General features: G+C 36.0%; 7 protein-coding genes and 1 other RNA gene. 5 read left to right on the top strand and 3 right to left on the bottom strand.

Features of this window, described 5'->3' with window-relative positions; genetic code table 11:
- The first annotated feature begins 98 nt into the window (after positions 1 to 98).
- Positions 99 to 899 carry a hypothetical protein gene (locus IC221_RS16005; protein ID WP_188169933.1) on the top strand — a complete coding sequence of 267 codons (801 nt, stop codon included), beginning with the start codon at positions 99 to 101 and terminating at the stop codon, positions 897 to 899.
- A gap of 399 nt (positions 900 to 1,298) precedes the next feature.
- Here the strand turns inward: IC221_RS16005 and ssrA are convergent.
- Positions 1,299 to 1,708: a transfer-messenger RNA gene (gene ssrA, locus IC221_RS16000) on the bottom strand.
- 365 nt (positions 1,709 to 2,073) lie between these two features.
- On the opposite strand from ssrA, the gene IC221_RS15995 reads away from it, so the two are divergent.
- Positions 2,074 to 3,696, top strand: a complete 1,623-nt coding sequence (locus IC221_RS15995; RefSeq protein ID WP_188169932.1) for a hypothetical protein — start codon at positions 2,074 to 2,076, stop codon at positions 3,694 to 3,696.
- A gap of 433 nt (positions 3,697 to 4,129) precedes the next feature.
- Here the strand turns inward: IC221_RS15995 and IC221_RS15990 are convergent, their stop codons facing one another.
- Both IC221_RS15990 and IC221_RS15985 read right to left on the bottom strand, forming a co-directional pair.
- Positions 4,130 to 6,043, bottom strand: a complete 1,914-nt coding sequence (locus tag IC221_RS15990; RefSeq protein ID WP_188169931.1) for a SusD/RagB family nutrient-binding outer membrane lipoprotein — start codon at positions 6,041 to 6,043, stop codon at positions 4,130 to 4,132.
- 66 nt (positions 6,044 to 6,109) lie between these two features.
- Complete coding sequence (locus IC221_RS15985; protein ID WP_188169930.1) at positions 6,110 to 9,199, bottom strand: SusC/RagA family TonB-linked outer membrane protein; 3,090 nt, start codon at positions 9,197 to 9,199, stop codon at positions 6,110 to 6,112.
- Between the two features lie 1,307 nt (positions 9,200 to 10,506).
- Here IC221_RS15985 and IC221_RS15980 point away from each other — a divergent pair.
- The 3 genes from IC221_RS15980 (at position 10,507) to IC221_RS15970 (ending at position 16,827) form a co-directional block, all read left to right on the top strand.
- Positions 10,507 to 13,602, top strand: coding sequence for a SusC/RagA family TonB-linked outer membrane protein (locus tag IC221_RS15980; protein ID WP_188169929.1), 3,096 nt, complete (start codon positions 10,507 to 10,509; stop codon positions 13,600 to 13,602).
- Positions 13,603 to 13,614: 12 nt separating this feature from the next.
- Positions 13,615 to 15,507: a SusD/RagB family nutrient-binding outer membrane lipoprotein gene (locus IC221_RS15975; RefSeq protein WP_188169928.1), complete on the top strand. Its 1,893-nt coding sequence runs from the start codon at positions 13,615 to 13,617 to the stop codon at positions 15,505 to 15,507.
- A gap of 1,083 nt (positions 15,508 to 16,590) precedes the next feature.
- Positions 16,591 to 16,827: a hypothetical protein gene (locus IC221_RS15970; protein WP_044211577.1), complete on the top strand. Its 237-nt coding sequence runs from the start codon at positions 16,591 to 16,593 to the stop codon at positions 16,825 to 16,827.
- Positions 16,828 to 16,907: the final 80 nt, after the last annotated feature.

Genomic DNA, 16,907 nt, shown 5'->3' with positions numbered 1-16,907 from the left:
TAAAACCACTAAAGTAAAAAGGTTGCTCCCCTGACGAGTGTGAGTCGCCTAGCCGTACTGCTCTTTTTACTTAGTGGTTTGTTCTATCAAATATAACCATGAATGCACAAGAATTAAAAAAATTAGGATTTAAAACACATAAAGATTTTAGAGAAATTTATGTAAATGAAAGCGGAAAGGTGTATCATTTGAAGAAACAAAAATTCATTATTCCATTAATTAAAGATAAACCTTATATACTCCATAAAGGAAAATATATAAATGTTCCAAAGTTGGTTTTATTGGTGTTCAAAAAACAAAGAATAAGGAAAGGGCAAATATTATTTATTGATAGAGATTTAAACAACTTTCATAAGGATAATGTAAAGTATGTTCGATTGTTTCCCAATGGCTATAAAGTAAATTTAAAAAAAGAAGATTTATATAAGGCTATTCGATGTTACATACCAATTAGTGAAAGTTTTGTTTTAGAAAACCTAACATTAAAAACACTTTACATAAGGCGAATTTTAAAAGAGAGGTTATTTTATTCACATCATCAGAATAAAGAACATATTGAAGTTTTTAGAACTTATGTTGAACATGATATTTGTAAGTTGTCAAACTTAAACGAAACAGCAGAAATACATGGGATTACTGCAAGAGATGTGAATGTGATAATTAATACATTCTTCAATTTGCTTTCATCTGAAATATTAGATGATTTAAGCAAAGGAAAATTAAATGTACTTCCTTTTACTCCAAAGCCATTAACGGAAACTCAGAAAGCAAAAGAGTTAAATAAAGATTTGATTGCAAGAGGTTTGAAACCAATAAGATTAAGGAAAAAAAGTGATAAGGAGTTATTCAAGGATTTTAAAAGGCATTGTGAAGAAGTGAAAAGCACAAAAAGGGTTTAAACGTTTCGTTTAGCCCTTATTTTTTGGATAGGGGGGTATACATTTGAAAAGTATGTAATAAATTGATATTCAGATTGATAGTAAAAATGAAAATTTCCAAACCTTTCCATTTATGTCCGTTTTTTAATCATTTTGAGTACGAAAACTTCCATTTATGTCCATTTGACTGTATAAATCAAGGTAAAACAGGGTGATTTTAGGGTGAAAACTTCCAAAAGTGACGTTGAAAAATAGAATATGAGAAAAACCAATTATTTGGAAGGTCAATTGATTGACTTTCTGATTCAAGAACTTTTACCAAGAAATAGCCCCTAAAACATACCCCAAAAGATAAATAGCCCCTCATATAGCCCCTATTTAATGCAAAAACCCACTTTATGTGCTAATAAAGTGGGTTTCTAGTGGAGTCGGAGGGAGTCGAACCCTCGTCCAGAGAAGGACACTGTCAAGCCTTCTACATGCTTAGTTTCACTTAAATTTTCGTGATATATCCCGCCGGAAACAACCAAAATATATCCTTATCTGCTTAAAGCTTCATCTTCAACCCACAGCAGGTATCCGACTAGATCAATGATTACGGCACCGCCGATTCTTCGCCCAAAGATCAAGGCAAAGGACGATGTAGCTCGGGAACGCGATACGCGTTCAACCATTTAAGCCCAGATGTCTACAACCCTAAGGGAGACTAGGCAGCCATAGCAAACGAATTGTTGCCAACTAGATTTTGGAATTATCTTTCAAGGCTCTCATCCCATGAGCCTGCATGCTTATACTTGCAAAATCTCAGCCTGTCAAAACCAGTCGACCCCAAGTGAACTGGCCACTCTCTTTTAAGTGGACTACAAAATTAGCTATTTCAATGGATTTTGGAAACTATTTTTATTAAAAAATAGATAAAAAGTGCTATTGGTTTGAGGATTAGGAAGTTGTGTTGGGGGAGTGATTTCGCTTATTGGTAAATTGAATATTTAGCTTTAGAATTGCATTATGATTGTCTTATATAAGAACTAGAACAAAAGAAATGTTTTTAGGGAAGAGTTAAGAGGGAAGAATGAAGAATTATGGTTCGTAAAATGGTTTTTATTGTGCTTCAAAATACCCATAATTTCAATTATGGTACACGGTATTTTAACCTATTTCTACTGTCCTAGTATTTACCAATTTTTAAACTGATATGAACAAGCAAACTTTTTTATTATTAGCCTCTTTGATGATGTTAGTAATGCTCTCTTTCAAAACTCAGGCACAACAAAAAGTAGGGTTGCTTTTTGATGCTGGAGGCCAGCCTATACATGGTTACATCGATCCTATCTCTTATTCCCCGACGGTAAGTATTTCAAAGGATCTTGGTAATTATATGCCTTCTATCTTTTACTATAAGGATGGTGCAAGTAAAAAACGATTAATGAAGTTTGAAGATGCTAAACTTGTTATGAAAAATGAAACAGGTTCAGAAGTAGTATTGTCTGAAGATACCTTTTCAGGGGCGAAAGTAGGATTGGATTCCTTTTTTGTCGCTCAAAATATTCACTTTAGAGGTAGAACAAGGGAAAGACCAACTTTTGTGCAATTTATCGCCAAGCTTGATAGTACGACATTTGCAAAAATCTATAATAATAATTACGATAAATCTATTCTTCACCAAACATATATCGCAAAAAAAAGCGGGGAGGAGCGATGGGAGGAAATTAACCCTCAAAAAGAATCAATCGATGCCATGATTAAAAAGTGTTTCGTGGATTATGATAATGTCATTGCTGCTAGCGAAAGCATCGAACACAAAAAGGTGAATTTTTACACTAATATGATAGGGCGATATGAAATTAACTATAAGGAGAATGAAGGGAATATTGGAGCTTTAATCAATCTGGCTTTGGTTACAAATAGACATTTCTATAAGAAAAAAGAGTATTATGACCAATATTTCAGAAAGACAAAAACAGCTGAGTCTTTTAAATATTATTCATTAATCACGGCATTGAATGACAGAAGCTATACAGAAGAATATTATTCATTGGATGATCAAAAGGTTTATAGCATAGAGTGGAGCACCAAAAAAAATGGAGAAAAACAAGGCCCGTCTTCTTTCTTTATTGATGGTGAATTGGTCATGAAAATGCTATATGATAGAGACAAAATGAAAAGTGGGAAAGTTTATCATGAAGGTCAATTGCTTTATAAATATGATTTACGAGAGGATAGGATGAATAATACAACAGAATGCTATTTTAATTTTATGGATGATGACCGTCTTGCAGAATGGAAAGATTATATGGATGTATTAGATAACACTAAAAAGAGGATAAGAAATGAAAATCTTTTGGTGAAAGAGGTATATACCAAACATAAAGGTAAAGAATATAGCAATATTACTGATCCTAAAAATCCTTTAAAGGTAGCAAAGCTAAATAAGCTTTTTGATAAGTATATAGATGATTCTTTCCTTAGTGATAAACCTATTTTAAGGCCAATTTTGGTGCAAGTGTGGACAGATAAAATGGGTATTATCAGAGAATATAAAATCCTGAACAAGACGAATACTGATTTTGATAAAAAGGTGAATAGTTTTGTAAAAGAGCAATTATTGAATGGAGGAAAGAAAGGTAAACTGAAAATGTCATATGCTGATTCAAAACCGATGAAGAAGCCAACCACTTTTGTATTGCCATTTAAATTAAATATTAATGGTCAATATTGGTTCTTCTCCAATCAAAATGATCTAATGCGTCATCAAATGTGGATGCATCAGCATAATATGCAAATGATGCATTTAAATTCAATACACCCTCCACGTTAATTTAAGCAATTCCTTTTATGGAGGATAAAGGGTGGTGTATTGTGGTTCGCGAGGACGTTGCAATGCAACGACCCTACAGCACTACATTTTAAAAGATTATTGTAAAACCTTTGTTTTTTGACATGTAATCAGAGAATCATTTAGTAGTATATCCCCCGGCATTGAAGGGAAAAGCGTTAAGAATTTCATGGAATGAGCCGTTAAAAATGATTTTCTTGTTTGAGCAAAGCGAGTTTAAAATCATTTAGGCGAGAGGAATGGAATTTAGCTTTTGACTTCTAAGCCTAGATTTTTTGCTTCGTTTTTCATCAATGGAAAAATGAAGAAGAAGGAAGCTTGAAAGTAGGTCATAAAAAGCTTGCAGAAATAAAAAAAAGGGTGCCGTCTGATCCCGGCACCCCTCTGTCTAATCTATCTGAAAATATGAAAAGTACTATTCTTTGATAAGTTCTACCCCCTTACTGTTAGAGAATGTTCCTTTATAAGATAGGAATTGGTCCACTGTATTGAACATTCCAGTATTTCCATTGGCTTCTGCTCTTTGTCTTTCAACCGCTTCGTTGTAGTTGGTGGTGTTACTTGACATTTCATTGTTAGGGTAGTCAAATCTTCTAGATCTAACATAAGATGTGGTACCCGGAGAATGGAATGGAATGGTTTTGTAACCTACTACTTCAGGCATTGGACGGCCAGCAGTAATTTCATCTCTTGGATCAACAGTATAAACAGGGATGTCTATGGTTTCGTACATATTTCTGTCTAATTCTGGTGTCACAAAAGAAGGTAGATGCGTTCTGTTCCAAAGCGTAAACGTATTGATACCATTTCCAATTTGAGAAATCCATGCTTGGTAGATAATATTGTCTAGTTTGTTGGCTGAAGAAGCAAAGGCCATTACCTCAGCTGCAATATAATCTTCTTTGGCTGCATTGTAATCAAATCCTTGACCCGCATCCGTTGTTTCATACGCATCAATGGCACCTTCTACATATTCAATTCCAGGGTAGAAACGATTGTATTTGTCAAAAGCATCTCGGATACCTGATTCAAAGAATTGTTGAGCATTTCCTCCAATTAAGTTTTTCTGAATTGCTTCTGCAATCATAAAATTCACCTCGTCAGAACCCATGATGATGGTTGGTGAAAGTGGGTTGAAAACCGTCATATTGTTCAAAGAAGCAAAGATAAATTTGTTACCACCGTCTTCAATGGCATACTTATCATTGATTTTCAATGTTCCATCATTCATTCTAGCAAAATAAGCTGCATTAACAGGAGCTGCATTATTAACATCACCGTTAGGTTCTACAGCAAATACTGCTGTCTGACCGTCTTGATCTCCCATTCTTGTACCTCTCAAAGAGACAGGTTTATAAGGGTTGCCCCATTCTTCTGCTAATTCAAATGGATCGAAATCACTGCTCGGAATCACCATAGTGGAAGGAGAAGAACTATAATCATGCATACCTGTTAACCAAAAAACACGAGGGTCTTTTCTTGATTGCATTGACTTTAGAGAAGTCTCACTGATATAACCATAAGCAAAACCACCCACCTGAGAAGTCATTGAGGCACCGACACCGTTCATGTGTTGTCCCCAAGGACCACCATTTAAAGAGTGTTCTAATTTTGCAGATTCATCTAATGTTGAAATATATCCTGCAGAGTGGTTAAATGCTTCCGTAAAGATTTCTTTTGCTCTGCCGGCATCACCCTCTGACATATAGAGGGCCACTTTCATTAATACAGAGTTAGCTAGTTTTTGCCATTTTAAAGCATCCCCTCTGTAATAAAAATCATCTGTAAATGTTTCACCGTTGGCTACCCATTCTCTACCATTTTTCAGGTCGATGACCATGGCTTCCAATGCTTCTTTTTGCGTATCATATTTAGGATATAAAATATGCTCCACATAGCCTTTTCCTGCTTCAGTGTAAGGGATATCACCGTAAAGCGATAAAACTTTAAGCATGTCAATTACTTTGGTGATTTTCACTTGGCCCAATTGTGCAGAAGCGGCTGGAAGGTTGGTCTCAAGGTCGGCTACGTTTTTCATTACATCTTTATAGATGTTGTTCCAAGCCCATTCTTTATAAGACGTACTGAAAGCTTCACCAGCAGCATACAAGTTACCAGTGGCTTGAGACATTGGCCCTGCCATGATAATTTGCGTTCTCCATGACTCGCCACCGTCAGTATAAGGTTTGTTTTGAATGTGCGTGAACTGATACTTAGGGTTCATTTCATCTGAAGCCCAAGGATCGGAATTCATTTCTTCAAATTTATTTGTACAAGAAAACATACTAGCTGCTAAGGCAGCACCTAAAAATAGTTGGTTTGCTTTCATCGTTTTGCAATTTATAGGTAATTCCACCACCTGCCTTTTAGACAAGTGGCAGCATTGATTGATTAATTAAAATTTAGCATTAAGCTTTAGACCAAATGTTCTTGGCAACGGGTAAGATCCCACTTCCATCCCTTGAGCATTTCCATAAGAGAAACTTGCGGCAGGGTCAATGTTGTCAGTGTTCTTCCATAAGTAACCTAAGTTAGAAGCTACGAATGATAATTGAAGGTTTTGCATTTTTGCACTTGAAACCATTGTTTTAGGGAAAGTATAGCCTACTGAAATCTCTGCCACTCTGATGTAAGAAGCGTCATAAACGTGGGCCTCATCAATACCTGCCGTAGTTTGGTAGTAGTTTTGAAGATCTTGGTCTGTTGTAAAACCTTCAAATGGCTCTCCGTTTTCATATACCATTCCACCAGGATTGTAAACACCTGTTTCATGCATTGTATTTCTGCCATCTGCTGTGTCTTGATGCTTACCATTAGAGTACATATTGGCATTGGTAGAAGAGTAAATGTCCCCGCCAAATTTCGCATCGATGACCATCCCAAATGAGATGTTTTTGTATTGGAAACGGTTGACCCAACCTACCATAAACGGTTGTACACCATTACCAATTTGTTGGTAACCATCTTCTACCATTGGCATACCATCTTCGTTCACAATGATGTTACCATTGTCATCTCTTTTGTAGGCTGTACCCATGATTGTACCGTACGCTTGCCCCGGAGCAGCAACGATGTTGACAGGACCTTCACCTACTAAATATTGATCTACACCTTCCGATAATGAAACCACTTCATTGTAGTTATAAGCGAAGTTGACTTGTGTGTGCCAATTCATGTCTTTCTTTCTGATCACATTGTACCCTAAAGCGACTTCCACACCTTTGTTGATGATCTCACCGGCATTGATAATGGCATCTTCATAACCTGATGATTCAGGAATACGAACCTTCATGATTTGATCCACTGAGCTTGAATTATAATAGGTCATATCTAAATTCACACGGTCGTCAAACATTCTTAGGTTCATACCTAATTCATAAGAAGTTTGCATAGAAGGTTTTAAATTGCTGTTGTTGATGGTGTTGCCGTAGATCGCTCCTGTTTGAAGGTCATCCTGTTTCTGACCGTCAATCTGATAGTATTGTTGCAACATATAAGGGTCGGTATCCGAACCCACCTTTGCCCAAGAAGCTCTTACTTTACCAAAAGTCAACCAATCGGGCGTGTCCCAATCCATATCCGAAAATACCCATGAACCACTAATCGAAGGGTAGAAGTAAGAATTGTTGTCTAATGGTAATGTAGAAGACCAGTCATTACGCCCTGAGACATCTAAGAATAAGTAGCCATCATAACCAATAGAGGCTGTTGCATATACAGAACTGATTGCTTTTTCGTAGGTATCATAAGAAGCAAAGCGGTCTGAACCTGATTGTGGGTTTTGTTGCAAAGGATCCGAGAAGTTAGAAGAACCTGTATCAGAATATCTTCTGTAAATGTGCATATACGATGTTCCCACATTGGCCACCACATCAAACTTTCCAAATTTGTTATCATAAGTCATCATGGCATCAAAGTTATCTTCTCTGTCGAGTTGTGTTCTTTCGTAAGCTCTTCCCGACTCATACCATGGAGTATACAAAGGTTGTAAAACATCAGCTCTCCATGCGGTGTAGTCTGTACCTGCTCTACCTTGTACTTTTAAATGATCCGTGATTTCATAGGTAGCCGTTGCCATACCCAAAAATCGATCTTTTGTATCATGGAACTTCGTTTCATGCATTGTCCAATAAGGGTTCTCATTATTTTCATTATAACCAATAGGGCGGCCGTCCTCATCTTTGTAATCCTTCATCCAATTTATATCATAGGTATTTGGAATGGCGTTGATATTACTCATATAGTTGTTGACGTTGTTACCCATGTACGGTCTGTTATAAGCTTCCTCTTTGATGTAGTTCATACGGGCATCAATGTGGAATTTTTCAGAAACTTCACTGGTTCCTCTTAAAGAGAAAGTGTTTCTCTCATAACTTTGATTGTCTGTGTTACCGTTGTTGGTCATGTTGGAGTAGGAGAATCGAAGTGTTCCTGCATCCGATACTTTGGTTAAAGCAACGTTGGTATTTGCAGTATATGAAGGTTTGAAAAATGCTTCATAGTTGTCATAAAACTGTACATTTCTTTCCTCTCCATCATAATACTTGTCAGTGGTCATCCCTGGAGTCACTTTAGGTCCCCACATGCCATAATCACGTCTTGGATCAGTCGGGAACATACCGTTTGTACCATGAGCATATTGCTCTTGATTGTCGGGGGTGATGCCCAATGTGCTGACCGTAGAAGAGTGTGAGACATCTACGCCCAAACCTTTCTGACCACCTTTGCCCGATTTAGTAGTGATCATGATTACACCATTAATACCTCTTGAACCGTAAATTGCAGTAGCAGCAGGCCCTTTTAAGACGTTGATGGATTCAATATCTTCCGCATTAATGCCAGACATACCATCGCCTGTATCAATACCACCACTGTTACTGTCGTTGGCATTGGCTACATTGGAGTTGTTCATCGGGATTCCGTCTATTACGTATAACGGCTGATTAGAACCGTCCAAAATAGCATTACCACGAATCACAACATTGGATGAGGAACCCGGAGAACCACCTACTTGGTTAATCTGAACACCGGCCACTTTACCTGCAAGGTTGTTCATGGCATTGGAAGAGGAGGTTACAGCCCCGAGGTCATCGCCAGAAACTTCTTGAACGGCATAGCCTAAAGACCTTTCTTCTCTTTCAACTCCAAGGCCTACGACCACTAATTCCTCCATTTCAGTAGCATCAGGCTCCAATTTGATGGAAATGAAAGATTGATTGTTTACCCCGATCTCAGTGGTTTTGTAACCAATATAAGAGATTTGTAATGCACTTTCTGGACTTGCTTGAAGTTCAAAATTACCATCCATATCGGTGATAGAACCGCTGGAAGTACCTTTAATCTTGATCGAAGCACCAATTAATGGTTCTCCAGTCATCGCATCTTTAATGGTACCTTTGATGAGTTGTTCTTGTGCATGAAGTGTAAGCGTACACATCATGAACAATACAACCATCGTGCTGATGGAATGTAAAATTCTTTTCATTTTAGGATAAGTGAGTTAATAAAATAGTTTACAATAAGAGTTGTATACCGTGCATTTATTAGGTTTAACAGTAAAAAAAATGCAGTAAAAATTCATTCAACGTAACTTAAGTTATTTTCCGAAAATTTTTGGTTGTATATAAACTCTGTATGTTTTGACTTTGTTTGTATATAAACACCTTGTAAGTGTACTATGAACACAAATGTATGAGATTGTTTTGTAAAATCAATAACATGATGCACAATGATGCATGTTTTTGCTTTTGTTTTGCATGTTTAGTGTGTGCTATTGAAGCTGTAACTAATAAAAAACACTGTTTTTATAGTGTTTTTCTATGGTTTGATAAAAAACATTAATTTTCTTTTAAAGATGTTATTCCATTCTATAATGTTCTTTTTTGATGTAAACATACAATGTTATACTAGTATTGAGTGCCATTTTTTACCAATTCTTATTGAGGAGCTTTAAAACATAAATAGTGTGCGTATTTGTGCGTGAATCGGTTTGTGAGTTGTTATAGTTGAAGGTAAAGTAAATTCTCTTTCAAAATTTCAAATTTTAGAGGTGTAAATAATATTTACTAAAGGCGATTGTTTGTAAATAGTTAGAGGTTTATCATTAATGAATTCTTTTCTATGTGCTTTGTTTTCAGCTTAAAAAGCATATTATAATATTAGTAAATAGGTGTTTGCATAAGTTTACATTCAAACTCTTTTTGTGGAATGGCTAAATTCTCAAAATCAATTTTCTTCTTTTTATAATGTATAAATGACGCCGGTAAGTGTTTTTTATGACAGCTATTTTCTCAACTAAATAAGACTTTTGGTACCTGTTTGTGCTTGTTTGTTAAAATAAAATTGAAAATTTGACTATTTTAACCTTAAAAACGTCAATTACTATTAAAAAAACCTTTTACGTTGTGCATGTTCGTGCATGATGCTACATTTGTAATGTAAACAAGACACTTTTAAAGCTGTCTGACTTAATCTCGATGTTATACACATTATAAACTAAAATCTCAATTATACGAAATGAAGAATTTTTACAAGATAAACAAGAGCAGTTTTTATACTTAGTTGAAACATCAATTAATAAACAAATAGACATTACTATTTCATAGCTATAAAAAGTAATTCTATTTTAAGTTATGCTATAAAAACTAGACCATTTGCTAAAACCGATGAAATTCTAAAACCAATCATATTATAATTTCAGAAACGTCAATATCCTTTGACGAGATAGCATGGTTCAAAAAATTATTTTTGGCTAAGGCCAATTTTAACTACTACACTAATCTAATACTGAAAATGAGTAAATTTTACTTAATGCTGTTAAGCATGTTTATGCTTACAACAGGTGCATTGTATGCCCAAGAACGTACAGTTACGGGTACAGTTACAGATGCATCAGATAACTCCCCACTACCAGGTGTGAATGTTTTGATTAAAGGAACAAGCCTTGGGGCGGTAACAGATTTTGATGGAAACTTCTCTGTTGCCATTCCATCTCCAGAAAATAATACACTGACATTCTCATTTATTGGTTATAAAACCACTGATTTTAATGTTTCAAATACAGATAACCTTCAAATTGCATTAGAAGCAGACGCTGAAGAGTTAGAAGAAGTGGTTGTGACAGCTCTTGGTATCAAGCGTGAAGAAAGATCGCTTGGTTATGCAGTTTCTGAGGTGAAAGCAGAAGATATTGGTGATAACTCATCAGCGAACATTATGAACTCGTTGAACGGTAAAGTAGCAGGTGTACAGATTACTCCCGTTGCAGGTCCTAACTCATCTTCTAATGTAGTAATCCGTGGTAATGCTGTATTGAATGGTTCAAACCAACCCTTATATGTAATTGATGGTGTGCCAATGACCAACTCAAACTATGATAATGCTTCTGACAGTGACAGTGGTGGATTAGATACAGGTGATGGTATGTCTGCAGTGAACCCAGATGACATTGAATCAATGTCAGTATTAAAAGGTCCAGCAGCCACTGCACTTTATGGTACAAGAGCCATCAATGGTGTAATCTTAATTACAACAAAACAAGGTGATAAAAGAAAAGGTATTGGTATAGACTTCTCTACAGGTGTAAACTTTGATATGATGGGTATTACTCCTGATTACCAAAGAGATTATGCTCACGGTACTCAAGGTAATTTCCCTACTGACCCTACCTCTACAGATGGTACAAGAATGTACGGTCCGAAAATTACTCCAGGTATGAGATCAGATAGCTACTATGATGGTGTGATGAGAGATGTACAACACTACAACATTTATGACCAATTATTCCAAACAGGTGTAACGTTTAATAACTCGATTGCATTGACGGGTGGAAATGAGAAGTCAAGTGTTCGTTTCTCTTACTCAAATATGTCAAATGACGGTATGGTTGATAATTCAACTTTCAACAGAAATACTTTCAACTTGAGAGGAACAACAAAAATGGCCAACGATAAATTGACTATTGACTCAAGAGTAACTTATACGCATCAGAAGTCAACGAACAGAATGGCATTAGGTAATAGTGTTTACAACTATAACAGAGCAATGATGCAAGTGCCTACTACCGTGTCAATGGACTTCTTGAGAAACTATAAAACGCCTGACGGAAGACCTTTCGGTTATAACGATAAAAACGAAAACCCTTACTGGACGATGTATGAAGTGAATAACGAAGATCAATCGGACAGAATGATGGGTATGTTGAGTTTGAATTATGAAATCAACGAAAACTTATCAGTTGTAGCAAGAGGTGGTACAGACGTAACAAGCTGGAGACAAAATGTACTAGATCCTATGTATACTCCATTCTTTGAGGATGGTAGAGCATTTGAAAGAACAAACTTGCAAACAGAAAACAACATGGACTTCTTATTAATGTATAATAAGAAATTCGGAAACTTTGATATTAGTGCAACTGCAGGTGGTTCATACATGTATCAAATCCACGATAGAACAGATATTGGTTCTGTGAAGTTTATCTCTGATGATTTACAACACCCTGGTGCTGGTCAAGATCGTTTTATTGATTTATCAAGATACGAAAGAGCAATTTCATCAGTATATGCAACAGCTTCAATTGGTTATAAAGGATTTTTATTCTTAGATGTTTCAGGACGTAATGACTGGTCTTCAACACTTCCTATGAATAACAACTCTTATTTCTATCCTTCAGTATCGGGTTCATGGGTATTCTCGGATATGGATTGGAACACTCCTGAATGGTTATCATTTGGTAAGTTGAGAGCATCATGGGCACAAGTAGGTTCAGATACTGATCCTTATAGCTTAGCAGTACAATATAGAGTACTTGGTAACCCAGTTGGTAACCCAAATTGGGGATTCAACCCAGGTCAAATTGAAGGAGAAATTATTCCTAATGCGAACTTAAGACCATCAATGTCGTCTTCGTATGAGTTTGGTTTAGACTTACGTTTATTCAACAACAAAGTAAGCTTAGACTTAGCATATTATAACCAAAGAGCAACGGATCAGATCATGCCAATTGACATTTCTGATGCATCAGGTTTCACACAAGCACTTATTAATGCTGGTGAGATCCAAAACAAAGGTTTTGAATGGTTAGTGAATGTAAGAACGGTTGAAACGGATAACTTCTCATGGGATATGACATTTACAGGTTCATATAACCAAAACGAAGTAGTTTCATTGACAGAAGGAGTTGAGTCATACATGATCCAGCGTTCAAACGGTACAGTATCGGTACAAGCAATTCCTGGTCAAGCATATGGTACAATCATGGGTACTACTTATGTAAGAGATGATAACAACAACATTGTTGTAGATGAGGGTGGTCTTCCAATTGTAAATCAAGATGCTTCAGAAATCGGAAATGGTATTCAGCCATGGATGGCAGGATGGAGAAACACATTCAACTATAAAAACTTCAGTTTCTCAGTATTGATTGATGGTAAATTTGGAGGTCAACTTTACTCAGAGACCAACTCTCAAATGTACTCTAATGGTAAACACCACGACACTCTTATTGGTAGAGATGAATACTACAGCACTGGACACTGGAATCCAGGTAACTTAGTGACATCAGATGGTCAACCATACACAGGATCTGTAGATCCAGAATTATACTACAGAAGAGTAGCTTCAGTTGATGAGCAGTTTATTTATAATTCATCGTTCATCAAATTAAGAGACGTTTCAATCTCTTACCGCTTACCAAACAAGGCGTTAGAAAAAACACCTTTCAGAAACTTATCATTTACTGCATACGGTAACAACTTGTTGTACTTATGGACTTCAGTGCCAAACATTGATCCTGAGTCATCATTCCACGCAGGAAACGGTCAAGGTATTGAGTTCTTAAACATGCCTTTACCAAGAACAGTAGGTTTCAGATTAAATGCTAACTTCTAATCCAATACGAAAATGAAATTAAGAAACTTAAATATACTTATTGCTGCCGCTTCAGTGATGCTTGCTACTTCATGTACAAACAGATTTGAAGAGATGAACGACAACGATTATACATCAGGAGACATGGATCCTAAGTATCAATTCGTAAAGGCACAAACAAAAATTTACTCATCAGGTCACGAAGGATACAGAGGTAACTTGATCATGACAGGTCCAATGTCAATGACTACAATGAACCCTCAGTATACACAAGGTGCAGGTTTTGGTAGAGCAGATTCTTACACAAACGCCACTTGGGAGACACTTTACAAGGACCTTGCAAAGGACATCGAAGATGCTAGAGTTCGTCTTGAAAAGCAGATGGATGCAGATACTGAGCTTGAAAACCAAGCAAAGTTAGCACAATTGGCAATTACAAGAGTGATTTGTTATTACAGAACTACATCATTGTATGGTGATATCCCTTATTCAGAAGCTGGTAAAGGTTTGTCTGAAGGTATTTTCTATCCTAAATATGATGACCAAGAGTTTGTTTTCGAACAAATGGTAGAAGAGTTAAAAACTGCAAGAGAAGATTTAAATACAGGAGCTACGTTCACGGACGATGTATACTATAACGGTGATGCATCTAAATGGGGTAAATTGGCCAACTCTATGCTGATTAAGATCGGTATGGCAATGTCAGAAGCAAATCCTGCTTTAGGTGAAGAAATCGTAAGAGATGCAGCGACGCATTCTGCTGGTTATATCAGCGATTTGTCAGACAGTGCTTTATTTGAGCATAATGAAACAGGCGGTGCTTGGGGTGAAACAGTAAACGGATCAGGTGTTGCAAATGAAGGTAGAGTTGGTGGACAATCTTACCAATTCTTTTCAGATGCGATGCTAGTATCATTACAAGAAAGAAAAGACCCTAGAATTTTCTGGGTAGCTTCACATATTGATAATACAGGTCCTGAAACTAAAGCATTTTTAGATACAGCAGCTTATACAAACTTTGATCCTTTCAAATATGATACTTCAGATGGAACTGAGTTCCAACAAGTACATTACAGAGGTGCAAAATCAGGTGATAGACCTGATGGTAACAGAGGTATCTATGAGTTGAATGGACAAGTGAAACACATGTCATTCACTATTGCCAATGAAGACAAAGGTGAATACTACAGTAACCTTGGTTATAAATTCAAAGATCAAGGGCAGTATGCTCAACTAGTGGCAGTGAACCCTGCAACAATCTTGAATGCGGGATCAACAACAATTGTAGTAGGTGCAGATGAAATCAACTTCTTATTAGCAGAAGCAGCGCAAAGAGGTTGGGCGGTTCCTGGTAGTGCAGCAGAGTACTACAGAAAAGGTGTAGAAGCAGCGGTTAGAAAGTATCCAAGTTTCTACGCATCAGGTCAAGATTACGTAAACAACTTTGTAGATCTTTACAAAAGACAACAAAACGTAGAGTATATCTGGGAAGTGGAAGCATCAAACTATGTTGATAGAGCAGTAGCAGAGTTTAATAACTCAGGTGATAAGATGAATACAATCATTTATCAACACTGGGTGTCACAAATCGGAAACGGTTACAACGCCTTCGCATTATGGAATAGAACGCATTTACCTGATCTAGTGCCAACATCTCTTGGAGCTGCGGATAGAGATATCCAAGTGCCAGTATACGGTGAAGATCCATTATTAAATGTTGATGCGAAGCCAACAGGTACTTCAATGGTAGAATTGCATACAGGTGGGTATACTAATGGTTACAGACCTGCACGTTTACCTTACCCAGCAAGAGAGTTTACAGTAAACCCTACACACGTTGCAAATGCAATTTCTAATCAAGAAGAGTATGGTAATCCATCGTCAGATTTCCTTACTGCACCTCAATGGATGAGTAAGAAAAATTAAAAACGACTGAATTATATATCGCCAATGAATAAAATATTATGTGAGTGACGAGTTCTTTTTGAGAACAGAGGGTGCAAATTGTATACATCAAACGTTACCAAAAAAACAAATCAAAACATAATCCTTGTTCATGATCGAATGTGAGTAGTATAAGGTGGTGCCTTTCTAAGGTGCCACCTTTTTCTTTTAATCCATAATTTCTACTAGATTTTATAGGGTCTACTTTCAAGCTTCCTACTTCTTCATTTTAAAACTGTCTAAAACTCAAACAAGAAAATCATTTTTAATGGCTCAATCCATGAAATTCTTAATGCTTTTCCCTTCAAGGCCAATTCAGATATTACTAAATGATTGTCTGATTAACAGAGCAAAAGAAAAGTGCTTTAAAATTATCTTCTAAAATCTAGTTTACATCTTAAAAAATAAGAAATCTTTTGTTGGACTACATTATCCGGGAACTTTTATAAACCTTTCATTGGTTCTCCCTTTTGTAATCATAATCACATATCGACTCAAATGAAGTTAGATTCAACACAAAACCGAAAGATTCTCTTCCTCATATCAGAACACTTTTGAGAGTGGGAGAGTTGAGGATCAAAGCCAAGGTATATAGTTATCGACCTAATGAAGTCTGTTTTATTACGAAGAGCCAAAGGAATGAACGGTTTTACATATAGGTATCACGTCAGTTTTTGGATGCAGAGTAATGAAAATTGAAAGATTTCCAATGAACTAATCAGAATGTGAAATAGTTGTAATATTTGTCATTGATTTAACAAAAAAAAGCATATGATCATGAAACAATTTTTTCAGTCAAGAAGTGAAAGTGACTGATATTGAAACATTTAGACTAATTAACAAAACGGAAAAGGTGAGTTTGTTTATAGAAATTGTCTTTTTAGAAGTTGAAAATTTAATTATCTCCTTTTTTGTATTGTTAAGGGCTGTTTTTGCATTTTATTAATTGAAATTTTATAAGAATATTAATAAATGTATATTTAACACAAATAATCCAACAAAGTGAACTATATTACGTATAAAATTAGTATATTAAAAAAAAGAAAATTTAAACCTCGTTACTATATGAAACCTATTAAATTTGGATCTATACAGTTAATGCCAATAGCGCAGCTTGGAATCGTTTTGACGATCGTTTTATTATTTGCTTTTGCATATGTTAAGTCATTATTGCTATCCCAGGGAATTGACGTTCCCCAGCGTTATTATGTATATGTTCCAATTTTAATATTTAGTGGTGTTTGGCCTTTCATGATAAGTAGAGGTATAGAGCAAAACCCTGAATTTGAACCTGAGAAATAGAACACATTATTAATCAATCATACAAAGTGCTTCATCCTGAATTGGAAGAAGCACTTTTTATTTTTACAGACAAACTTAAT

This window comes from Flammeovirga sp. EKP202 (assembly GCF_014534745.1).
Taxonomy (GTDB): domain Bacteria; phylum Bacteroidota; class Bacteroidia; order Cytophagales; family Flammeovirgaceae; genus Flammeovirga.
This window is presented reverse-complemented; position numbering and strand designations above follow the sequence as displayed.